General features: G+C 65.1%; 25 protein-coding genes. 10 read left to right on the plus strand and 15 right to left on the minus strand.

The window, feature by feature from the left end; translation table 11 throughout:
• Positions 1-175 precede the first annotated feature (175 nt).
• From J2X62_RS24510 to J2X62_RS24520, 3 genes are read left to right on the plus strand one after another with little or no spacing between them, the layout of a single operon-like run.
• Positions 176-2,038: a TraM recognition domain-containing protein gene (locus J2X62_RS24510; protein WP_310184061.1), complete on the plus strand. Its 1,863-nt coding sequence runs from the start codon at positions 176-178 to the stop codon at positions 2,036-2,038.
• The gene (locus tag J2X62_RS24515; RefSeq protein ID WP_310184063.1) at positions 2,035-2,823 is read left to right on the plus strand and encodes a DUF4913 domain-containing protein; all 789 of its coding nucleotides are present in this window, start codon (positions 2,035-2,037) and stop codon (positions 2,821-2,823) included. Before J2X62_RS24510 ends, J2X62_RS24515 begins: the two co-directional genes overlap by 4 nt.
• Positions 2,820-4,394 carry a hypothetical protein gene (locus J2X62_RS24520; protein WP_310184065.1) on the plus strand — a complete coding sequence of 525 codons (1,575 nt, stop codon included), beginning with the start codon at positions 2,820-2,822 and terminating at the stop codon, positions 4,392-4,394. The genes J2X62_RS24515 and J2X62_RS24520 overlap by 4 nt, the downstream gene beginning before the upstream one ends.
• On the opposite strand, the gene J2X62_RS24525 is transcribed toward J2X62_RS24520, so the two are convergent.
• The 4 genes from J2X62_RS24525 to J2X62_RS24540 all read right to left on the minus strand — a co-directional run bounded on the left by J2X62_RS24525 (position 4,395) and on the right by J2X62_RS24540 (position 9,291).
• Entirely contained in the window at positions 4,395-6,275 is a 1,881-nt protein-coding gene (locus J2X62_RS24525) for a hypothetical protein (RefSeq protein WP_310184066.1), read from the minus strand.
• Positions 6,276-6,464: 189 nt separating this feature from the next.
• The gene (locus J2X62_RS24530) at positions 6,465-6,644 is read right to left on the minus strand and encodes a hypothetical protein (RefSeq protein WP_310184067.1); all 180 of its coding nucleotides are present in this window, start codon (positions 6,642-6,644) and stop codon (positions 6,465-6,467) included.
• A 500-nt stretch (positions 6,645-7,144) separates the two neighbouring features.
• Entirely contained in the window at positions 7,145-8,884 is a 1,740-nt protein-coding gene (locus tag J2X62_RS24535) for a relaxase/mobilization nuclease domain-containing protein (protein ID WP_310184069.1), read from the minus strand.
• Between the two features lie 26 nt (positions 8,885-8,910).
• The gene (locus tag J2X62_RS24540; RefSeq protein ID WP_032364224.1) at positions 8,911-9,291 is read right to left on the minus strand and encodes a plasmid mobilization protein; all 381 of its coding nucleotides are present in this window, start codon (positions 9,289-9,291) and stop codon (positions 8,911-8,913) included.
• Between the two features lie 527 nt (positions 9,292-9,818).
• Here J2X62_RS24540 and J2X62_RS24545 point away from each other — a divergent pair.
• The 6 genes from J2X62_RS24545 (at position 9,819) to J2X62_RS24570 (ending at position 13,928) form a co-directional block, all read left to right on the plus strand.
• Positions 9,819-11,540: a hypothetical protein gene (locus J2X62_RS24545; RefSeq protein WP_310184072.1), complete on the plus strand. Its 1,722-nt coding sequence runs from the start codon at positions 9,819-9,821 to the stop codon at positions 11,538-11,540.
• Between the two features lie 190 nt (positions 11,541-11,730).
• Positions 11,731-12,150 (plus strand): hypothetical protein, encoded by a 420-nt coding sequence (locus J2X62_RS24550; RefSeq protein WP_310184074.1) that lies wholly within the window; start codon positions 11,731-11,733, stop codon positions 12,148-12,150.
• Between the two features lie 3 nt (positions 12,151-12,153).
• Positions 12,154-12,336 (plus strand): hypothetical protein, encoded by a 183-nt coding sequence (locus J2X62_RS24555; RefSeq protein WP_042940224.1) that lies wholly within the window; start codon positions 12,154-12,156, stop codon positions 12,334-12,336.
• Between the two features lie 37 nt (positions 12,337-12,373).
• The gene (locus J2X62_RS24560) at positions 12,374-13,186 is read left to right on the plus strand and encodes a methyltransferase (protein WP_310184078.1); all 813 of its coding nucleotides are present in this window, start codon (positions 12,374-12,376) and stop codon (positions 13,184-13,186) included.
• Positions 13,183-13,602: a hypothetical protein gene (locus J2X62_RS24565; RefSeq protein WP_310184080.1), complete on the plus strand. Its 420-nt coding sequence runs from the start codon at positions 13,183-13,185 to the stop codon at positions 13,600-13,602. The genes J2X62_RS24560 and J2X62_RS24565 overlap by 4 nt, the downstream gene beginning before the upstream one ends.
• The gene (locus tag J2X62_RS24570; protein ID WP_310184082.1) at positions 13,599-13,928 is read left to right on the plus strand and encodes a hypothetical protein; all 330 of its coding nucleotides are present in this window, start codon (positions 13,599-13,601) and stop codon (positions 13,926-13,928) included. The genes J2X62_RS24565 and J2X62_RS24570 overlap by 4 nt, the downstream gene beginning before the upstream one ends.
• An 85-nt stretch (positions 13,929-14,013) precedes the next feature.
• Here the strand turns inward: J2X62_RS24570 and J2X62_RS24575 are convergent, their stop codons facing one another.
• The 4 genes from J2X62_RS24575 to J2X62_RS24590 form a co-directional block, all read right to left on the minus strand.
• Entirely contained in the window at positions 14,014-14,868 is an 855-nt protein-coding gene (locus J2X62_RS24575) for a hypothetical protein (protein WP_310184084.1), read from the minus strand.
• Between the two features lie 86 nt (positions 14,869-14,954).
• Positions 14,955-15,572: a DnaB-like helicase N-terminal domain-containing protein gene (locus J2X62_RS24580; RefSeq protein WP_310184087.1), complete on the minus strand. Its 618-nt coding sequence runs from the start codon at positions 15,570-15,572 to the stop codon at positions 14,955-14,957.
• An 87-nt stretch (positions 15,573-15,659) separates the two neighbouring features.
• Entirely contained in the window at positions 15,660-15,791 is a 132-nt protein-coding gene (locus tag J2X62_RS24585) for a hypothetical protein (protein ID WP_254924082.1), read from the minus strand.
• Positions 15,792-15,818: 27 nt separating this feature from the next.
• Positions 15,819-16,061, minus strand: a complete 243-nt coding sequence (locus tag J2X62_RS24590) for a glutaredoxin domain-containing protein (protein WP_008719967.1) — start codon at positions 16,059-16,061, stop codon at positions 15,819-15,821.
• Positions 16,062-16,536: 475 nt separating this feature from the next.
• Between J2X62_RS24590 and J2X62_RS24595 the strand changes: the two genes are divergently transcribed.
• Entirely contained in the window at positions 16,537-16,707 is a 171-nt protein-coding gene (locus J2X62_RS24595) for a hypothetical protein (RefSeq protein ID WP_310184090.1), read from the plus strand.
• A 185-nt stretch (positions 16,708-16,892) separates the two neighbouring features.
• Here the strand turns inward: J2X62_RS24595 and J2X62_RS24600 are convergent, their stop codons facing one another.
• The 7 genes from J2X62_RS24600 to J2X62_RS24630 form a co-directional block, all read right to left on the minus strand.
• Positions 16,893-17,903 (minus strand): DUF4192 domain-containing protein, encoded by a 1,011-nt coding sequence (locus J2X62_RS24600; protein ID WP_310184092.1) that lies wholly within the window; start codon positions 17,901-17,903, stop codon positions 16,893-16,895.
• Positions 17,904-17,953: 50 nt separating this feature from the next.
• The gene (locus tag J2X62_RS24605; protein WP_310184093.1) at positions 17,954-18,094 is read right to left on the minus strand and encodes a hypothetical protein; all 141 of its coding nucleotides are present in this window, start codon (positions 18,092-18,094) and stop codon (positions 17,954-17,956) included.
• A 35-nt stretch (positions 18,095-18,129) separates the two neighbouring features.
• Positions 18,130-18,411, minus strand: a complete 282-nt coding sequence (locus J2X62_RS24610) for a hypothetical protein (protein ID WP_310184095.1) — start codon at positions 18,409-18,411, stop codon at positions 18,130-18,132.
• Positions 18,412-19,165: 754 nt separating this feature from the next.
• Complete coding sequence (locus J2X62_RS24615) at positions 19,166-19,330, minus strand: hypothetical protein (protein ID WP_155289017.1); 165 nt, start codon at positions 19,328-19,330, stop codon at positions 19,166-19,168.
• Between the two features lie 85 nt (positions 19,331-19,415).
• Entirely contained in the window at positions 19,416-19,760 is a 345-nt protein-coding gene (locus J2X62_RS24620; RefSeq protein ID WP_310184097.1) for a hypothetical protein, read from the minus strand.
• Positions 19,757-20,611, minus strand: a complete 855-nt coding sequence (locus J2X62_RS24625; protein WP_310184098.1) for a hypothetical protein — start codon at positions 20,609-20,611, stop codon at positions 19,757-19,759. The genes J2X62_RS24620 and J2X62_RS24625 overlap by 4 nt, the downstream gene beginning before the upstream one ends.
• A gap of 78 nt (positions 20,612-20,689) precedes the next feature.
• On the minus strand, positions 20,690-20,863 hold the full coding sequence (locus J2X62_RS24630; protein ID WP_310184099.1) for a hypothetical protein: 174 nt from the start codon (positions 20,861-20,863) through the stop codon (positions 20,690-20,692).
• Between the last annotated feature and the right edge of the window lie 368 nt (positions 20,864-21,231).

Consider the following 21,231-nt stretch of genomic DNA (forward strand, 5'->3'; position numbering starts at 1 on the left):
GCAGCCCCGGTAGTCCATTCCCGTGGTCGATGCTGCGCTCAGCGTGGTGTGGATCGCGACGGAAGTCGTGCCTACCGGAGGACCCGAACATGCCCGCTAGATTCTCGAAAGTCGTATCTGCTCGCGACTCAAACCTCTTCCGCAGCCCCGTCGACCACGCCATGGCGGTCGTTCGATGAACGGCGATGTCAAAGACCCCACGAACGACACCGCCACCACGTGGCTACTGGGCGGAATTGCCAGTGCCGCAGTACTCGTCGGCGGCGGAGCGTCGATCTCTCTGCATCTGGGTAGCGTCCTGTCCGATACCGACCAGAACGTGCCGGCGAACCCCGCCGAGGTCGTCTCCCAGCTCTACACCGGCGATCTGGTGTGGCCGACCGGTGCCACCATCGTCGCGGTGTTCTTCACCCTCCTGCTGCTGGTGTTGCTCGGGGTGGCGGCGGTCGTCCTCGCGCGTCGCCGCGCCGGCCGCAGCCGCGTCGACGACGCCGCCAAATACCTCGCCTCCATCAAGGACGTCCGGTCGTTGACCGAAAAATCCTGCCGCGCAGCAGCAGACAGGCTCGGAACCCCGATCGAGAAGGGTTGCCCACCTGGGGTTCCGCTCGGTGTCATGGTCGGAACGAACGCCAGGCTGTACGCCGATATCGAATCCACGCACGTCGACATCTGGGGCCCGCGAACCGGTAAGACCACCTCCCGAGTCGTTCCGGCGATCCTCGCCGCGATCGGGTCGGTGCTGACCACCAGTAACAAACGCGACGTCGTCGACATCACCCGCGCATACCGCGCCGAGATCGGCACCGTCCGAGTCTTCGATCCCCAGCGGGTAGCGCACGAGCCCCCGACGTGGTTCTGGGATCCGCTGTCCTGGGTGCGATCGGAGACCGCGACCACAGCCGCGACGGATGACATCGACGACGTGCTGAGCGACGTATCGGTGCACGAACGCAAAGCCGCGGCGCTGGCCAAGCAGTTTGCCGTCGGCGCGGACGGACAAGCTGCCAGCAAGGACCCGTTTTTCGACCCCGAGGGTGAGGACCTGCTCGCGTCACTGATTCTCGCTGCAGCGACCTCCCACTACGGAATCACTCAGGTGTACCGGTGGGTGACCGACGAACAGAACCTCGAGCCGATCCAGCTGCTCCGCGAGGGCGGCTACTCCCTGATGGCAGACGGCCTCTCAGCGCACTACAACGCCACCCCGAAGCAACGCAGCGGCGTGTTCACCACCGCGAAGAAGATGATCAACTGCCTCAAGCTCAGCTCGGTGCACCCCTGGATCGAGCGGACCGGACCGGGCGATACCCGGCCCGAGTTCGACCCCGCTACGTTCGCGCGGTCGCAGACCGACACCCTGTACAGCCTGTCGAAGGAAGGCGTCGGATCAGTCGGGCCGCTGGTCACCGCCCTCACCGTCGCGGTCTGTGACGAGATCCTCGACTATGCCAGCGAGATCAAAGGCGGCCGGCTCCGGACTCCAGTCCTGTTCGCCCTCGACGAAGTCGCCAATGTCGTTCGCTGGCAGGAGCTTCCCGGCCTCTACAGCCACTTCGGCTCGCGCGGCATCATCATCATGTCCATCCTGCAGTCGTGGTCGCAGGGAGTGCGGTGCTGGGGCGAGGACGGCATGAAAGCGCTATGGTCGGCCGCGAACGTAAAGGTCTACGGCGGCGGCGTCGCCGTCGACGACGGACCGTTCCTGCGCAACATGTCCACCGCCGTGGGCGATCACTACGAACTCTCCGGATCGGTTTCGTCCGGACGCGGCGGCGGGTCGCAATCGCGGCAGCGCACCAAGGTGCGCACCCTGACCGAAGACGCCCTCGAAGCACTCCCCCGTGGCCGTGCCCTCGTGCGCTCGTCGGGCAACCTGCCGGTGCTGATCAAGACCGTGCAGTGGAGCAACGGCCCCTACGCAGACGCTGTGGCCGCCGCGCAGGAGCGAGCCGACAAGGCCGCCGACGACCGGGTCGACACCGTGCGACTCGACAAGACACCCGAGTTCAGCGGAACCGAAGCCACGCCGCTATGAGCGAGGACGATCCCGACTTCGATCCGCTGAGCGAGATCCCGCCACCCGACGAACCGCCGCCCTACGACGACATTCCAGTGTTCGAGGACGCCGCGCCGTTCGGCCAGGGGTCCGAGACGAGCGGCGACGCAACGAGATTCGAGTCGACGGAGCCGGAAGAGCTGCCACCGGGCCTGCAAGCGTTGGTCGAGCACAGCGTGAACAGACGCATCAGCAAAGAACTCGCCACCATCGCGGAGGCACAGTTCGAGGAAGCCCTGACACCCGAGCTGTACGAACGGATGCAGACCGCCACGGCACGCGCACTGGCGGCGCACCTCGAGGAAGCAGCACGTCGAGCAGAAGCAGACGCCGACAACGCCGAAGCAAAACCGGTGTACGAGACCCTGCTCGACTTCGTCGACGAGATGATCCGGCCGCACTATCGCCGCGAGGTGGTCGACGGCAACAGCAAGAAGTGGTGCCCGCAGTGGTGGGCGCACGGTGAGGCGTACCGCCGGCTCGACGCTCTCTGGCGAGCGTGGGAGCACCTGAGGCAAGACCCGAACACCGGCATGAGCGTGTGGTGGAGAGATCACGCCGACCACCACATGAGCAAGCTGTTCGACCCGCAAGGCCCGTTCTCCGCCTGCAGCGTCAAACACGGCCACAAGACGTCCCTGCCGCCGCTGCCCGCAGATCCGCCCGACCCGGCCCTGTTCGGCACCCCCGCAGATCCGCGAACCGCCGCCCCCGCACCTGAGCTCGTACCCGCCGCCACATCCGAAGGAGACGAACACCGATGACCCACCCCACCGACGCCCTCACCGACGACCTCGCCCGCGCCCTCCGCGCCAGCCTCCAGGTCGCCATGCTCGCTGGCCAGGACATCGCACGTCGACGCGAGAACCGACTCCGACAAGCGCAGCAGGACAGCGCACAGCGTGCCTCCGCCCTCACTGCCCGCCTACGTGCCGAACGCGCCTCCGCAGAGGCTCAACTACGGCCGGTGCATTCACCGCGCTGGTGGACCGCCGCAACCCCGGAAATCCTTGCGAACACCTACCGCACCGCGTACGCCTGGAAGGACCAATCACCGCTCGCCGCCGACACCCTCACCCGCCTCGACGAGCAGCTGGCGCAGCGGCACGGAATCGACACCAGCAAGCTCGGCGTCGACAGAGCAGCCATCGCGGACAAGGTCGAAGCGGTGATGAACGAACGCATCGCCCGCGAGAAGGCGTCCGAGCCGTACACCGAGCGCGGCTTCACCGTCGTCGACGACCGTCCCGCCGGCCGAGGATTCATTCCCACCTGGGACCTCCGGCAGGCCAGCGGCGAGAACGTCGATCGAGAGACAATCGACGCCGCACCCGCCCACTGGGCGGTCTACCTCGCCCGAGACAAAGAAACAGGCGATTGGACGCCCGAGTACTTCTGCACCGACTCCGACGCCGCCGGCCTGAACCGCCCGATCCCACCGCTGTATCTCGCCTACGAGGACTGGTGGTGGGAGATGGCCGCCGAGCACCAGATCGCGGAAATCCACGACCAGTTCATCCACAACGGCAGCGCCAACGGCATCGCCCACATGCAAGATCAGATCTCCCGCCGCTACGGCATCGACGCCCGACCGTTCGCCGGCCTGCCCGACGACCTCGCAGCCCGTATCAGCAGCGTCACCGCCGAACGCGACAAGGAACGCGCCGCCGACAAAGGCACCCGAGAGCGAGTCGACGCCGCCGCTGCCATCGCACAGGCCGACGCGATCGACAAGTCGGCCACTCGCCGCCAGACGATCGAAGCTACTGCGCAAAGCGCGCAAGAGCCCGCACCCTCACCGCGCGAAAAGCAGGACTTCGCGGACGCGTTGGAGTGGGCCAAACAGGCTGTACCGCGCGACGCCGAACGCTACGTCGACACGGTTGGCCGCCGACAGGACGCTGCCCGCGAAACCATCATCACTGGCTGGGAGGTAGCGCAATCGAAAGGATGGGCCGCCGACCACGCGCCCGCACTTGCAGCTCAGTTCGCGCAGAGCGAGGCATCGGCGAACCGCGAGGACTACCTCGCTGCCAGAACGGAACTGATCGGGGAATGGACGAACGCAGGACGTCCCCACGTCGATGTCATATCAGCGTTAGCGCCGCCTGCGGTCCCGTTCAAGTACGACTCGAAGGAACGCCGCGACGCACTGACGGCGACGCTGACCGCCGCCGGCGTCGATCCGGACGCCATCGCCGCCCGGCTCGCCGCTGATCGCGACAACGCCCACCCCATCGGCGCACCCGTCGCAGGCGCATCATCATCGCCGAAGGCCCGCAAGGGCGACCGCAGCGCCGGCGTCGAAGTCAGTACCGAGAAGGGAGATCGCTGATCATGACGAGGCGACTGCCGCCGCATCGAGCCGAGACAACAACGCGGCGTTAGCGCTCAAGATCCGACCAGGCAGCGGGCGGTTCGGAGTCGGAAGGGCCTGGTCTAGAAAGTCTCTGAGCCGAATGGGAACTGGGCTCTTAGTGCACGCAAAGCGCCATTGCGTGAGAAGTCTGACGGCGTCTGGGAATCCCGGCTTGCCTGCCATGCCTTCGATCAGCTGTAGCTCGGAAAGCGGCACTGCTGCAGGTGCCAATATTCGACCGTCAAACCTGCCAAGTGTGGTTTTGCTTCTCAGCTGCAGATCCAGGTCAGTGCTCGACAGGTTCGGGACACCCCCAGCGGGAAGCGCAATCAAGGGCATGAAGACAGTCTTAGGATGTAGTCCGAAATCTGCAGGCCCTCGGGCTATAAGCATTTCGATGGTGCTGGCAAGCTGCTCGAACTTTCCCCCAGGGGCTGCAAAAGTCCTGTCCATGTCAGCGGCGTACGAATCCACCGTTCCGAGTCCTTGGGCGAGGAAGAAATCCAACGCATGATTGGTGGCATCAACGACCAGGCACACGTTCCCTGCCTTAATCACCCAGTCACACGCTGACGCGGGAGATGAGCTGCGTTCGGTCCATGCCGCCTGCAGCTCACTCTCGGTGATTATCCGTTGCGCCATCCCGCTTCGACTGGCGATGTTGGACAGAACATCGCCTACTTTGCGCTCGAATACATGGTCCATGCCTTGGCTGAAAGCCTCTGCCGGGGACTTCGACTTGGGCGCTGGATTTTTGTAGCCGGGCAGTCTCGCGAAGGTGGACCAGTAAAGATGCGATCCGAAAAAGCGATCTATTGCCCATTGGTAGCGAAGCAGCAGGACGCTGTCGGCATCAATGCGGACGAACGGGTATTGGGTAAGTGTGTAACGCTGCTGGTGAACCGAACCGCGTACGCGGTCGGTGCGAAGCTTGATCCTGTATTTGTCCACGCTGAGTGTCATCTCATCAAGAAACCTGTTGACTGCGATGTCGGATGCGCCAGCCTCTCGCAACTCTGCTCGTGTGGTCTTCAGGAGCCCCTGTCGCGCACGCTCTTCGATAATTTTGCCTAGAACCAACCACTGGGTCAGTGGAACCTCGTGCGCCCTCTCAAACGCCTCTGATGGCGTTGCCCCGAGATCGGGATGCGTAACTTTGTCTGGCCATTTTGCGAACCAAGTGTCTTCGGTCTCTGCCCGCAGCACATGCGGACTCAACGTAATGTCTGCAAGTAGATTGGCAATTTCTTCAGGGACGGTCTCCCGCAATTTGGCGATGGTCTGCTCGAGATTGAGAGATCCATACTCGGCGCTCACTCGGTCCAGCGTCGCTGATGAGGCGAGCGCATCCTCGCTGAAGGGGTGTCGGTACTGCTCGGTGTGGATCGACAACAACAGATGCACCAGATTCGCATTCGTTGTCGGTTGGCCTTCGGACCCGGTGGCTGCACTTTCCAGGACTTCTCGCACAAGCTGACCTAGTGCGCGGGGGGTCAGGAGATGGTCACCTCCATTGACACGGGCCTTCAAATCTCGAGCCCACTGTGTGTCGATACTGTCGAGCAGCCTTGTTTGCAGCGGCCTCTCTTGATCGTGCAGCCACGCGATGTCGAATCTCGACCACAGTTTCGCGAGCATCTGTAACGCCTCGACGAGATCTAGCTCGGACAGCAGCTCCGCCCGCCTCTCGGCCTCGATCGGAGCCAACTCAGCGTCGGCGGCCATCAGCACAAATGGCTGACTCTTCATATGCTCTTCAACGAGGGCTCGATCTTCCGCGATATGGCGGGGCGCTGACGGCGTGGCTTTTGGCTTCGCTGGGCGGCTCTGGTTTCGGCGGCTGTTCTTCTTGGCCATTCAGTCATCCTCGGAACAGAGAGCAGCGCTGGATATACGCGACAACCACTCGATGGTGCGCTGTAGTACATCTCGCCGGGTCGCAGCGACGCTGAACCTTGTTTAACCTACCGATTGGTCCAAACGGTTCCGCCATCACCGCTTAGGTTCTAGCCGCGCGTGTCCGTTGTTCCCGTCGACTGCGGGAGATCAGCCTTTGGCTAGGTCCTTGATCCAGGGCTCGGTGTCGCGACCGCGTCGCTTGTCCACCGATACGCGAATGCGCGCAGCCGATGCTCGCTGGGCGTCGGAGACTGGGTCGGCTTTGCCGCTCTTGATACGGCTGTCGAGCGCAGAGAACTTAACTACCCGCTTAGCTTTGTCGCGCATATTCACAGCCTCCTGTTTCTGTCACTATTGTGCGCCTCCCCGCGTTCGTCGTCTACATCTCGACCATCGCCCTTCGTCGGGAGCCGGGTCTGACGGTGCAACGAGGAGGAGTGAAGTGACCGCGTTAACCATCTCTGCCTCGGTGTCAGTCGCCTCCTGTATGACGATCTCGATCGCCGCAAGCCCTACGTCTCGGTCGGAGCCTTTGTCTGACATGGCGAGGTTCAATGCCCACTCGGCTCTGTCCCACCACTCATCGCGTCTGGCTGCTTGTCTCGCAGTGTTGGAAGTGACCCAGGCCGCGCCGAAAGCGACGAACGCACCCAAGACTGCAAACAACCCTGCAGCTGGTGGACCAGTCCAGAATTCACGCCAGAACGGACTGTCCAGGACGAAGGGTGGAAGACAGCGGCCGACAAGAGCACCGGCACCAGCTGCACCGATTCCGACAACCACTACCCAGCGGACACGCACAGTCCTTGATTCGGGGCGCGGGTCGCTCATCGCTCCATCTCACTGCCTCCACGTTCCACGTCCTTGTCGCGATCCAAACGACGCGGTCGATTCGCTGATGCCCGCGTGGACTCGGCCTGCTGTGCCCGCCCGCCAGTTTCGTCGAGCCCGACTGTGTCGGCATGCTGTGCTTTGAGTACCTGTTTGATCTCCTCGGAGATGTCGGTCCGGGCGTCGATCTCGGCGGCATAGGCCATGCGTTGTTCACGCGCGGACAGCGTCCGGGGACGCTCGATCGACGCCACCGACTTGCCTGCAGGTTGGGTCTCACGCAACCGCGCATGGACAGAGTGCAGTTGCACCGCGGACATAGTCTCGACGGCGCGTGCGCGGGTCAGATCACCCGCCGCCCGGTGGGCGCTGGCGATCGCTTCGACGGTCTTGGACAGCTGTTGCAGTAGCAGCATGTACGCCGCTGTCGGGTCGTCGGTGGCGAGCTGCAGCATGATCAGCGCGGCCCCGCCGGCGGAGATTGTCTTCTTCGGTACCGGTGCTCGTTGGTGCGCCGAGATCTGCGCCGAGTCGGCCAGTGTTCGTGCCGCCGCTGCCAAGGGGCCGGGCGTGGTCTCGACCCGAGCCGACCATGCCGCGAACACACCGGAGGTGCGGCCGGCGGCGCGTGCCCATTGCGCGGTGTCGGTCGCCGGGATCGATGCGAGGTAGGTGTTCCATTTGCCGATGTCGGCGGCGGCACGGGCGACCAGCTTCGGGTCGATCGGCGCGCGTTCGCGTCCGTCTGTAACGGTGACCGCTGTCCCGCGACGCGTTGCCTTCCACTCGGCTGCAGCCGCTGTCCGGGCGTCCTCGCTCTGGTCCCATTCGTCACGCAACCGCGGCAGGGTGAGGTCTTTCGACAGGCGTCCGCCGCCGTACCAAACAGGTTTGATGCCGTTCGCTCGGTCGGTGGGTGTCGGTGTCGTGGCCACGGAGTAGCCGACCACCTCGCCGGCCGAACCCTTGTCGTAGCGGGGGCGCACCAGAAGCTTGTGTTCGCGTAGTCGGCGGACGAACTCGGCTTCGGTCTTCGACGCTGTCGCGCAGGCCCGCACCGTCCGCTCCATCGACTCGCGTGCAGTTTCCGGGGCACCGGCCCGCCGCGCTCGTGCAGCTTCGGCTGGCTTGATTCCCCGCGTGCCGCGCTCGGCTTCCCGTGAGGCCAGCACCACCAGATCGTGTCGCCGTTCGAGGACGTTGCACGCCGTCTGGGCACGCTTGAAGTCGTTGAAGGTGTTGACCTTCGTTCCGTCCTCGCGGACCGCCGATGCCGCGATATGGATGTGGTCGCCGCCGGCTGTGGTCTTGCCGTGGCGGATCGCTACCCAGCGTGCCGGTACGCGCGGTGAGTCCGCGTCGTCGAAGTCCATTTCCTTCATGAAGTCGGCGGCGATCGTCGCCCACTTCTCGTCCGACAGCTCGCCCTCCTCGGGGTTGAGCGAGAGGGAGCAGTGCCACACGTTCTGATCCGATGTCGCGTCCGCCAACGCCACAGATCGCGGGACTCCGTCGTCGATGGCAGCGTTCATCTTGCGTCGACTCGTCACCGACACCTCGGTACCGAACACCACACGCGCAGTGTCCAGTTCACCCGCCAACGCGATGGCGTCCTCGTGCGACAGCTCCCCCGCCGGGGCGGCAAACACTATGCTCTCGTGTCCGGCGACGACGTGTGGATTCTCGTGCTCGTTCGACTTACCCGGACCGGCTAGATACACCACCAGCCCGGTCATCTTCGCGCCCCGAGTGATGTTCGGTATCAACGTCCCACCAGATCGCGCGGCAACCGGTTCACCCGATCGAAGACCTGCCGCACCGCCGCAATCGCCGCCGTCGTTTCCGGTGGCACCTCACCCGTCGCGTTCGCCACTTTCGCGAGCTGGTTCAGGTTCCGCCCGAGAGCTGCGATGAGCTTGGTCGCGGCGAACAACTCGGCCAGATCCTCACGCGAGACCGTCGAACGCGGAGCTTTGAGAGCGGAATCGATCAACAGCCGAGCCACCGTCACCCCCTGCACGCGGGCAGCCGCCTGAACCGCCATCTCCTGCTCGGCGGTCAGCTTCACCACGTGCCGGTACTCCCGCCCGCCGACGACGTTCGACTGACGGGTGCGGAGCCACCCAGCTTTGCGTTCTGCCATCACCCGCTCCTCCCGTCCGCACCTCACATCGGCCCAGCGCAGCGACCCCAGACCCCGGGGACCACGCGTTCAGCGTGTCAGATTTCCGTCAGGAAATCCACACTTAGGGCACCTAAGTCATAGCTTGCTCCGCCTGGGGCACGCTGGTGGCTCGCGGAGCCTGCGGAGTGGGTCGCCAGGAAAGACGCTCAGGACGAGCGCCGCGAGTCCCGATTCGGCGCGCCACAGGTGCGCGGCCGGCGGTTGTCCCCGGTTGTGGATTCGGACCCGATTGTGGGTGCCTGAGATCGAGCGGAGCGGCCTGGGAACTCTCGGACATCCACATGAGGACCACGTCCGATCCCCAGCGGGGGCAACGATCCGTCGGGAACGCTCTGGCGTCGGAACCGTCTGGTATGTATTGCCGATGAGAACATCGCCCCGAGCGACATGCGATCAAGGCACGCAGATTCGCAGGCTCGCGGCGGCCGTGTCCTCCGCACGCGAATGCCGAATCCGAACTCGTGTGAAATCAGAGAGAGGTCGCGATGGAGGTTGATTGGCCACAGTTGGGCCGGGACAAGTTCGACTACATCGTCGAGGCACTTATCCGGAAGCAGTGGGACGGCTTGGCTACCGTCACCGTCCCCGACGGGCGTGGCGGAGACGAGGGAATCGACATCGAGGTTCGGCGCGGTAGCACGCTAGCTATCTATCAGCTCAAATACTTCTCCGATGGCTTCTCGGGCGATCGGAAGACAACCCGCCAACGTCAGATCAGAAATTCGTACATGAGGGCCGCTGCGCTCCAACCCGACGAGTGGTTTCTGGTTGTACCGGTCAAACTGACGCCCGGCGAACGAGGCTTCGTGACCGACCTCCAGGAACCGGGCGGACCACGCGTAGTTGTCTTCGATCGCATCGAGCTCAACAACCTGATGATCAACATGCCCGAGGTCTACAACTACTTGAGTCGCGACCAGATGCGAGCCAACGCCGAACTTTACGGACGGGAGACCGACTCGCTGTTCAACGGAATCGACGACCTCGCCGATCGCACACTGGCTTTGGGAGAGCTGGCGGACAGCACCATGGACCCATATTGGGGGTTGAACTTCCGCCGCGACGGCAACGAGTTCAGCTACGAGCTGACACCGAAAACCGCGGAATCACACACGAAGAGCCCGATCAAATTTACCGTCACCACCAGACTCGGACCCGAACACTCTGCGCTGGCCAAGGCACTCAGCAACACGTTCGACTTCGGTTCGTCCGACCCCGTCCTTATCCCGGCTGATGTCGTGCACAGTTTGAAGATCGATGGACCGGAATTCATCGCCGGCACACAAACCAATGTGACAGTCCAGATCAATCCCAACAGTGCACATCCACACATAGGTGCAACCGTTCAATTCGAGTTCGAGGACTCGGCCGGCAACAGCCGTGGTCAATACGAGGGCACCGTCACCCATATCGGGAGCGGTGGAGTCGGCGGCGCTCTCGAAGTCGAATTCTTCAACAGCCACCACACCGTGCGCGTCCTGCACTCCCTGACAAACACATCCGACCCGATCGACGTCACCAGCCGGTTTCACCTGCGACAGATCAGCCCTCAGGACGCGATCGCCGTGATCGAGATTAGTCAACTGTTGCGAGCTCCCGGCGGCGTTCTCAAGGTGTACTTCGAGGACGACTTCTTGATGTCGATGACGCACAACCAACCGGACACTGCATCCGATCCAGAACTCGATCTGATCAAGTCAATCGCCGAAGATCTGGCGGTCGTACAGCGGCACTGCAACAAATTCTTCAACCTCCCGGTCAACGTCACGACCAAGGAGCGAATCGACCTTCGAGTTGCTCGCCTGCTGATCGAAGGTCACGCTGTGGAAAGTCCAGACCTCAGCAGGATCACTCTCACTCTCAACGGCGACGACACCCCCGAACTGCGCGCAGCCCTGAGCGGCGAGCACCAGTCACTCCGCTTTGAGGGCAGCACCTACGGCATAAGCATTGGACGAAAGACCCTCGACATCGGACGCGTCTTCATCGCCGACCCCCAGGCGTACTTCATAGACCCCACCCCAGCGTTGACAGCGCTCGATAACGGAGTAGCCGAGGACGTAAAAGTCGAGCTTGCCCCCGGAGCAACCAGATACTTCCGCCTCATCCTCACGACCAACGACCGCCCTGATCTTTTTGTGAACCCGCCAACACCCTGGGACCTGCCCGGCATCGACCAACCACTCACTCCGATCATCCGATCATGACCGCACCTCCCTAGCCGTCAGACGAAGAAGCCCAACCGAATCGGCCCACCTGACATGCATCTGTCGTACCGATCCGATAGCGTTACTGGTGGATATCGGGCAGCCGTGCGGGCCGCCCGAGACCGCGTTCAGAACAGCGCCACGCATCGATTTGCGTGTGCGCTGCACGCCGTCTCCGAAAGGTCCGCACATGTCCAGCACTGCTCTCGATCCCACCACCGTTCGCGCCGCCGCCCAGGCCGCCCTCGACGCCCGACTCGGTCTCATCGACGCCATCGTCGCAGCACAGAACGAACGCACCACCGCCGCGACGAAGGTCGCCGAAGCACAGGCCACCGAACGTGCCGCTGCAGCCACCGAACTCGCCGCCATCAAAGCTGCGATAGACGGTGGCTGGTCCGCCGCCGAACTCCGCAAGGCCGGACTCAAAGTGCCCACCTCCGCCGCGGGCGGCAAGAAGTCCAACAGCACTACGCCCGCCAAGACGTCGCCGCGGCCGCCGCGACTCCAACCGTCATCGACTCCGGCGAAGAACGAGAACGACGCTCCCGACTCGGGCGGCACGGACGCCGAGCAGAACTCGTCCGAGAGCTACCCGAACGCGAGCTGACCGATGACGTACCTGGTCGGCTCTACCTGGGTTCTGGTGTTCGTCGGTGTCATCGCAGCAGGAGCAGCCGGGCTACGCCTGGCTCTCGCCGATAGCTGCGAGCCGATGGATCGAACCACCACCGCCCTGTCTGCGGCCGCTGCGGTGTGCGGACTCGCTGCACCCGCGCTCGTCGCCCTCGCATAACCGCTTCCTTGCCCGGACCTCTCGAAGGCAGACCTTCATGGACACCACCGATCCCCACTCACTCCAGCCGGCCGCAGAGTCCCCCTCAGCCGCGCCCTCGACTCGTACGCTGATCGAAGTCGAGATATCTACCCTCGACCAACACGGCGACCCCGGGTTCGTACACACCCGCGGCCACTTCCACTCCCCCTCGACTGCCGCCCGGTTCGCGGTGAGCCAAGCAGAAACCGTCGCGGACCTCCGACAGGTCGATACCGTCGCCGCGACCTTCACCCCGTCCGTCGACGACTCGCTCTGCTTCATCGGCACACCTGGTGAGATAGCGTGCGCTCTGGCGTCGATGTCGGCCTACGCAGCGGGTGTCCGGTCGGCGGAACTGCCGCCACCGGGCTACGTCACCACCTCGATCAAGGTCTGGACCGCCACACCGATCGAGCCGCTTCCCGGCGTCGACCCGGCCGACCTGATCGACGTCACCGTGCGCTCGACTCGTCCCGATCCGTTGCCGGACTCGACCACGGTGGCCGGCGACTTCCCCGCTCACTCGGCGCACATCTTCGCCGGCGCTCTCGCCCGTGAGATCACGATGCGCAGCGGTGGCCACAGCGAGGCGACCGTGAAAACGGTGCCCGGGCAACGCAGGCTCGTCGTCGAACACCCGGTGGAGGTCTACGACGCCGATGCCGCCGCTGTCGCCCGCTACACCCGGATCACGCAACTGCGGGCGAACATCGCGGCCCTCGATCCGGTGGCCGACGCCGAATGCGCTGTCGGCCTCACCGCCGAGCTGCACGTACTGGAAAGCCATACCCGCCGGTCGTTCGACGACGAATCGGGCGCAGTGGCGTGATCGATATCCAGTGGCACCTCAGCCTGGTCGGGCACCGCACCACCGCCGAGATCCCCGGTGTGATCGAGCGCCTGCAGGCGTGCGGGATCACTGCGGAGATCCTCGACAAGGTTCTCTGCGCGCCGGACTCGCTGCTGTACGCCCCCGAACGCGACGGCGAGGACTGGGCGCACGATTACGGCGGACCTACCGGTGCGGCACTGCTCACCGCCGAACTGCTCGCCTACCTGTCCCATCAGCACCGCCTCGCTGCCCTGATCCATCGCGATCTGATCACCGGGTTGGTGGCCACCCACCCCATAGACACCGTCGCGGGCCATCTCGGGATCGCCGAAGCCGCGGTGGCCCGTCTGTTTCTCGTCCCTCCCACCTCGCCGGCCACCGGTGACATACCGACCGAAGGACCCACACCATGAGCACACCCGACTCTCCCGCCCTGTCCGACCTCGACAGCATCGAACTCGCGATTCTCGCCGAACTGCGCTCACCGGAAGCGGTGGCGGCGTTCGAGATTCTGCACGCCGCCGTTCCGGTGGAGACCGGGTCGCGGTTCGCCGAGCTGCTGGCGATCATCAACGACATCTCGGGCCCGAACTTTGCCGTCGACGCATCGTTGAACCTGCTCGATGCGGTGCAGGACTCGGGCGACCTCGCGTTGGTCGTCGCGGCCGCGCCCACACTCGACGATCCGATCACCGCGCTCGCGCTCGCTCAGCTGTTGCGCACCATCCGCCAGGACTGACTTACGCCACCTGCATCGGTCCGCGAGACAGCCGAAAGCCCCGACCACGCATGATGGTCGGGGCTTTCTGCTGTTCGGCGGGGAACTAGTGCTGGGGCCAGCCGCGGACGAGCTTGTCGGTGCTCGCGTGCACGGCGTTGAAGGCGTCGACGAGGTATGTCAGCCACGACGCTGCGGTCTCCGGGTTCGGGACCAGTGTGGAGGGAACGGCGTTCTGGTCCTCGTCGGAGAGTTCGTTGAAGTTGCTCGGGTAGTCGGTGGTGTCGCCGTCGACGATGTTCGGTGCGCCGTCGATCTCGTAGGTGATCACGAATTGGAGCTCGTGCCGGTTCGGGGCGGTGAACTCGGCCGACAGTGCGAGCTCGCCCCACAGTGCCCGGTCGTAGGTGACGGCCCCGGAGTTGATCGCGGCCTGCAGCAGCCAGTGCGGCGTCCACAGTGCTTGCGGGGTACCGGGTTCGGGCCACTCGAAGTCGTCGTCGAGCACGTCGGCTTTCGCGAGGTCGAGGGTGAGTAGCGGGGCGGCCGGCGCGCGGGTTCCGTCGGCGGTGGGTGCGGTCATGGCCGGTGCCTCCAGGGTGTCGGTGTGGGTGTGGGTGACGATGAGGACCCCCAGGTCGGTGCCGATGTTCGCACTGTCTCCGAGAGCGTCGAGCAGCCGTTCGGCCAAGGTTGCCGCGTCCGCAGCGCGGTAGGTGCCCAGGGTGCTCCATGTCGCGGCGTCGTACGAGGTTTCCGATGCCGAGCACACCTGCACCGTCAGTGCGCCGCTACCGGTCGGGACGCGCTCGAGGTCGCCGGACGCGTCGACGACAGCTGCGATCTGCTCGCGGACGTGGACGGGCAGACCCGCATCGACAGCGGCACCGGTCGTGGGTGCGTTCGTGCGGTCCGGCGCGCCCTGTGGCGGACGTTCGGCGTGCTCACCTGTCTCTGTCACTGTCCTCGTCTTTCGATTGTGGCCCGCACAGCACCGTAGTGCCCTCGGCGTCGCCTCCCCGCAGACCGGTATCTCTGTGGGTTCGGTCAGGAGGTCGGTGGTTGCCGAAAGCTGTTGAGCCGGTTGAATGCTGCACGCTGCCGGGTGCCGAGTTCGACCATGTAGTCGAACAGGTCGGCTTCGGGTGCTTCTTCGGCGGCCTGGGTCAGTCGTTGGCCGGCGATGTGGAAGCTGCGGCGGTAGGACTGGGACAGGACGTTGTCGGCGTAGTGCACGGCGGCGACGGAGTGCGCGCCGGCGGTGACGATGCCCATGAGGCGTTTGCGTAGCGGTGCGTCTTTGGCTCCGTCGGCTCCGGATCGGATGAGTGCACCGGTGACGGAGGCGAAGTCGTGGGGTTGGCCGGCGGCGATGAGGTCGACGATGTGGCCGTACATGCGTGCGTGCGCGGGATCCTCGAAGTCCGCCGCGGTGAGCGTGCTGGTGATCCGCTCGACGTCCGCACCGTTGGCGTCGCCCTGGTTACGGACGTCCATCAGGGCGCACAGGAGCATTGCTTCGGGGTCGGTGGCCGGGTCGTAGCCGGGTTCGACCGCTGTGTCGAGGTCCTCGACGGGTGCGAGGTCCTCTACGGGTGCGAGGTCCGCGCGTGCCTGCGCTGCCGGGTCGTCGCCGGGTGTGGGGACTGCGCGTAGTGCGTTCATCGTCGGGCCTCGCGTTCGTGTCGGTGTCGGGTCAGAAGTCGTCGTGAACGGGTGCGGGATTGCTGGCGGCCACGCCTTCGGGGGTGGTCACGATGCGACTTGCTCGGCGTCGCCGTACGGGGTGTCGTTCTGTTCGGTGTCGCGCTCTGCTGCGAGTTCGGCATCGATCTGGCGGTCGATGTAGTCGGCGTCGGGGATGTAGGCGGGGACGAGGTGCATGGCGGTTCTCCTGTGTCGGTGGGGGTGTCAGGCTGCGAGTGCGTCGAGTCGGCCGATTCGGAAACCGGACCAGTCTTCGCGGTCACCGTCGCTTCGATCGACGACCACGACGGGCGCTTGGAGGTAGCCGAGCTCGGAGGTGACGAAGTGGCGGGCGGTGTCGTCTTCGGTGATGTCGACGATTCGGTATTGGAGACCGTGCTTGTCGAGCCGTCGTTTCGTTGCATCGCATTGGTCGCAATTCGGTTTCGTGTACACGGTGATCGACATGGCTGCCTCCTTCTCGGAATTGTTCTGTTGGCTTCTATTCTACGTCATAAATAGCTTTTGCACCAGGTGTAAATACAGTCATTTATGTTGCGCTATAACGTATTTCGGTGTTTTGTACTTACCCATTGCGATGCCCGACAGACCCCTCGAAAACGGGTGTGGATACGTGTATCGGGCTGCCTTTATTCCGTTCTTTTCGCTTCCGGGTGGCGCGGAGAAGAGACGGCGGCGCACGGCGTCGATGGTCAATGTCTGGCCGGTGCGAGTGTTCGCCGGGGAGCGCAGCGAGTGCGGCGAACAGTCGTGCTGGGCCCTGTGGGCCGGAGCGTGAGCGGAGTGAAGGGGTTGATCCGGGAGACGACGGGTGATGCATTCTCGTTGCGCAGTCAGACGGACCGAAAAGAACCTCCCTCTCTCGGTGTCGCTGCACTCGTAGCGGTGGCTGTGTTCGTGCTGGTCGGTAGGGTGCTGGGGTATGGAGCGCTCGCGGATCGAACATGCCTTGTCCAAAGCTGTGGTGAACGCTGAAGCGCCGCCGTCGGAGCTGGCGCTCGATGCGATCGTGGCCGGTGTTCGGGTCGAGGACACCCGTCCCGCCGCCGCCGAGGTCGATATGGTGTGGCCGGCCGATCCGACGTCCCTCTGAGCGCTGTTCCGCTCTTTCTCTGCCACGCCTGACCTCACCGCACCCGCCTGCTCTTCTGTCGTTGCTGCGGGTGGTGCGCGTTTGTCGGTGTGAGGGCTCGATGCCCGATGCACCGGCCCCGTGCCCGCGACCTGGATTGCCGGGCGTGACCACCTCGAACCGGTGGCCACGCTCGGCGGCGATCGTCAGGTGTAGCTCTGCACTGCGCCGATGTGAGCGGCGACGTAGTCGGGGGTGATGACCGCGCCGATCCCCCTGACCTCTTCCGGCGGCATTCCGGCGTTGAGGACACGCAGGAGAATTCCCGTCAGGCTCGGCAACGGCACGTTGGCTCGTTCGGCGGTGCGCTCGGCGGCCTGCAGTGCTGCGTGAGCTGCTACGCCGTCGCCGGTGCAGTACAGGAAGTAGGCGGCGATGGTGAGAGCGTTCGCGCGGGCGGTGCCACGTAGCGGGGCCGCGATGCGGGTGAACGCGTCGGCGGCGTCGGCGTCTCCGTGGACGACCATGGCCAGGAACGCGTCTCGGACTTCGAGGTGCCCAGTGGCCAGTACCAGGCCGACACGGGCGGTGAGGTCGGCGCTGGGGATCTCGCGGGCGTGGATGACGGCGGCGAGCTCGTCGAACGTGACGGGCAGGAAGTCGGCACCCATCGTGGCGGCGGCGGCGAGGGCGAGGGATTCGGGAATCTCGGTGGTGGGGGCGTATCGGGCCTCGAGGTCGGCGCGTGATGCGGCGATGACAGCTCCGTCTGCGGTGCGGGCGGTCGCCAGCTCGGTGGTGGCGGGGTCGGGGATGGTGCCGTCGGTGAAGCGGTCGAGGTCGGTGAAGGTCGTTCCTGCGGTGAGGCTGTAGGCGTGCAGGGCGCGGATGGTGCGGATTCCAGCGGCGGCGAGCGCGTCGCGGATGGCGTCGAGTCCGATCAGGGCTGCGCCTGCGTGGGTGGTGTCTGCGATGGCGGCGAGGATGACGGCGGTGACGGGGGTGTCCTGCCGGGTGAGCGCGTCGGTGATGATGCCTGCGGCGGCTTCTGCCTGGTGGGCGTCGACGCGGGCGGTGGGCGCGACCAGGTGCGAGCCGTTGCCATCGTCGGTCAGGGCGATGATGACGACGGAGTTGTCGGGGGTGAAACCGAGCAGGGCGGGGATGGCGGCGAGGGTGTCGGCGGCGGTGGTGAGGGACATGCGGTGTTGGGTCATGGTGATGCCTTTCGGGAGTGTGTGCGGGTTGGCTTGGGGTGGTGGGGTTTTCAGTGGCGTAGTTCGCGGCGGGCGGTGCGGCGGTCGCGTCGTGCGCTGGCGCGTTTGACGGTGCGGCGCATCTTCGGCTTGCCCTGGCGGTGGACGATGATGTCAATTTCGTCGGCGGCGGTGGGGTGTTGTGCTCGCATGACGGTCTTTCCCTGTGGTTGGTTGCTGCTGGGTCTCAGCGTGTGCGGGTGAGGTTGCGTAGGAAGCGGCGGATTCGTTCGGTGATGGACGGCGGGCCGGGTACGGCCACGTCGAACCAGTCGATGGTGTGCTCGTAGCAGGTGGGGCAGTCGTGGTCTTCGCATGGCGAGTTGTCGGGAGCGCCGCGTGTGTCTTCGTTGATGCACGGGAGGTCGGGGACGGCACCTGCGGGGCAGTTGTAGTCGCGGCAGTCGCAGAGCCTGCCCGCGTAGAGCCGGGTGTTGTCGTCGCTTGCTGCGTTGTGGTCCTCGTGCATGACGGGCCTCTTCCCTCTCGACTGGTGGCCGGACCTTCGCCCTGCCAATTTCTTTCGCCGTGGTGGCTGGGGAGAGAAACCAGTGCACGGGGACGACGGGGCAACCCTTCGGCCGGACAGTTTTCGTGGGAGCGCAGCGACTGCTTGACGAAAAGTGTTCGGAGCCTTGGCCGTAGCGCAGCGGAGCGAGGGGTTGAGCCGGCGGGCACGGGTGATGGATGCTCGGAGAAGCCACCTACGTCGAAAGAAATTGTTTCTTTTCGCTCTTTCGAGTGCGGAGCGCAGCGGAGTTCGATTCGGTGCAGCCCGTAGGGGTGCGTGTGGCCCGCCAGGGCCTGCCCGTCACGTGGCCGGCCGCTGGTGGTGAGACGCGAAACGCTGCCGGAGCTGGTGCTCTACGGCGGCATGGTGTGGGGGACGACTGTGAAGGTGATTGTGCGGGAGCGACGGAGGGTGACGACGCTCGGTGTCGCGGTAGCTCGTGGTTGTCGGTGGTCGAGTTGCTGCCGGGTTCGCCGGACTGTGGTTGTCGGTGGCCTGTGGCAGGGTCACCGCCTATGGATGCACAGGTGGCGGCCGTGACGAGTCGGTCGCATTTCGATGATTGTCCGCGGTGTAGTAGCCCGATTCCGTTGCCGCTGGACAACTTCTGTTCTCAGTGTAGGTATCCGTTGCGGGTCGATTCGGAGGAGCGGGCGGCGAGGCTTCATGCTGCGAATCTGCGGCGGCTCCGTCGGCGTCGTGGTTAGCGCGGTCAGGTGGTGGCGGGTACGAGGGTGTCGGGTTTGACGAGGTAGGGGTAGACGCCGGGTCCTGGTGTTTCGTTTTCGACGAGGATGAGGCCCTCGGGTTGGATGTCGCGGACGACGACGATGCCGGGTGCGCCGGGTGCGAGGTGGTAGCGGTCGCCGATGTTCACGGTCTCTCCTGTGCTGCTGCGGTGGTGTGTGTTGATTGTCGGTGATCGACGCCCATCCCCATGGCTACTGCGGTGGTGGTGTCGGTCATGTGATGGGTGTGATTGCGGCGGCGGGGCACCATTGCCGATCGAGGTTGAGTCGGCCTTTCTTGTTGCCGGTGGGGATCGAAAACGACACTTGCGCAAGCCAATCGCCGGTACCGGTCCGCGCCCAGGCGTACAAGGTTCCTTCGACGATGCTGTCCATGGCCAAGCCCTCGGCCCGGACTTTCAAGGGTGTGGTGTCGCGGAATCCTCCGCCTCCGGATCGTCCGATGGCGAGCGCGATATTGACGTTCACCGATTTGGGTGGGTCGACGATGCGGCGGGTGGGTGGCTCGAAGGTGGTGGGCCAGGCATCGAAGATGCCGGCCTCGTTGTCGGTGGTCATTGCGCGACCGCAACTGGCCGGTGGGCGGTGAGGTCGGCGGCGAGTGCGGGTGTCCAGCGCAGGCCTGTCTCGCCGAAGGTGGGGGCGGTGAGGGTGTAGCGGCCGGTGCGGTGCGGCGTCCCGCGGCCGTGGACGGTGGTTTCGAGGGTGATCGACTTGATGCGCCCTCTCCCCTGTTCGATGCCGCCGTAGCCGCAGACGGTGGAGGCGATCGTGAGATCGATACCGGGCATGTGTCCATCCGTCAGGACCAGGATGCTGGCATGTCGACGATTCCTGGCGAGCAAAGCCCTTGCGCGCGTTGGTGGTACGTCCCGCCCGTGCACGGTGCTGACGACCAGATCCAACCCGTCGAGACAAATGCTGGCGGCGTCGAGCGGGTCCCCTGCCCCTGGATCGACGAGGTGGACTTTCGCGAGGTCGCCGCCGTGTTCGTGGACGGCGAGCAGGCTCAGGCGGGGTTGGCCGATGAGGGCGACGTGGTGGCCGGCGGCGGATACTTCGGCGACGAGGGCGATGAGCATGGATCCGGCGCCGGTGACGGTGATGGCGGTTCCGCGGGTCAGGGATCGGCGTGGGAGTAGCGCGGCGAGTGGTGGGGGTACGGGCATGGTGCGGAGGGTTTTGCCGCGTACAGCGGCGCTGAGCGGTTCCGAGTCGTCGGCCTCGCCCGCGAGGTTCGTATCGCCTGTGGTGGGTGCCGCTGGTTCGGGTGCGGTGATGGTGGGGAGGTCGGCGGGTGCGTGGTCGCGCCGGCCGCCGGGGACGGTGGCCATGCGGCGACGTAGGACGTCGAGTTGGGTGGCTTTGTCGAGGCCGGTGAGGTCGGGGATTGCGTCGACGGTGGCCATGTGGATCGACCTTTCGCCGTGCCGGTGGGAGCTACCGCCAGGATAGTCGAACAGATGTTCGACTGTCGAACGTGCTGGTCAGCTCGTTCGGCGGGGAACGGAGACGCCGTCGAGGTCATCCTTGGTGAAGGTCCAGGCCAGGTGCCTGCACAGGCGCAGGGTGTGTTTGACCTGGTCGAGGGCATCGGAGACGGCAGGGTGGTCGGGGTCGTGGCCGTCCGCGCGGATGGCTGCGCGCTCGTCGTCGTCCATGTCTGGTTGGACGCACGGGGTGGCGTGGTGGTTCCGGCAACAGTCATTCACTCGAACGACTGGACGGCGTGTGGTTCGAACGAAAGCAGGGCCGCGCATGTGGTGCGTGGCCCTGCTTCGGTGTTGGGTGACGGTGTTCGCCAGTGCGCCTCTCGGCAGGTGGCCGCTCGTAGCGGCTGATGGTTGGTACCCGGGGCATTGGGATCGAACGCCGTCGAGTCGTACAACGACAGTGCTGTCGGTGGTATTCCAGCCCGTGCGGGAGGCAAAAAAGGGGGGGTCCCGGTCCCGTGGTGGGACCGGGACCCCGGAGAGCCTGGTGCTCAGTGGGTGCACCAGAAGGACCCGACCGGGATGGCTGCTCCCGG

The sequence above is a fragment of the Rhodococcus sp. 3258 genome, assembly GCF_031456475.1.
Lineage (GTDB): Bacteria > Actinomycetota > Actinomycetes > Mycobacteriales > Mycobacteriaceae > Rhodococcoides > Rhodococcoides fascians.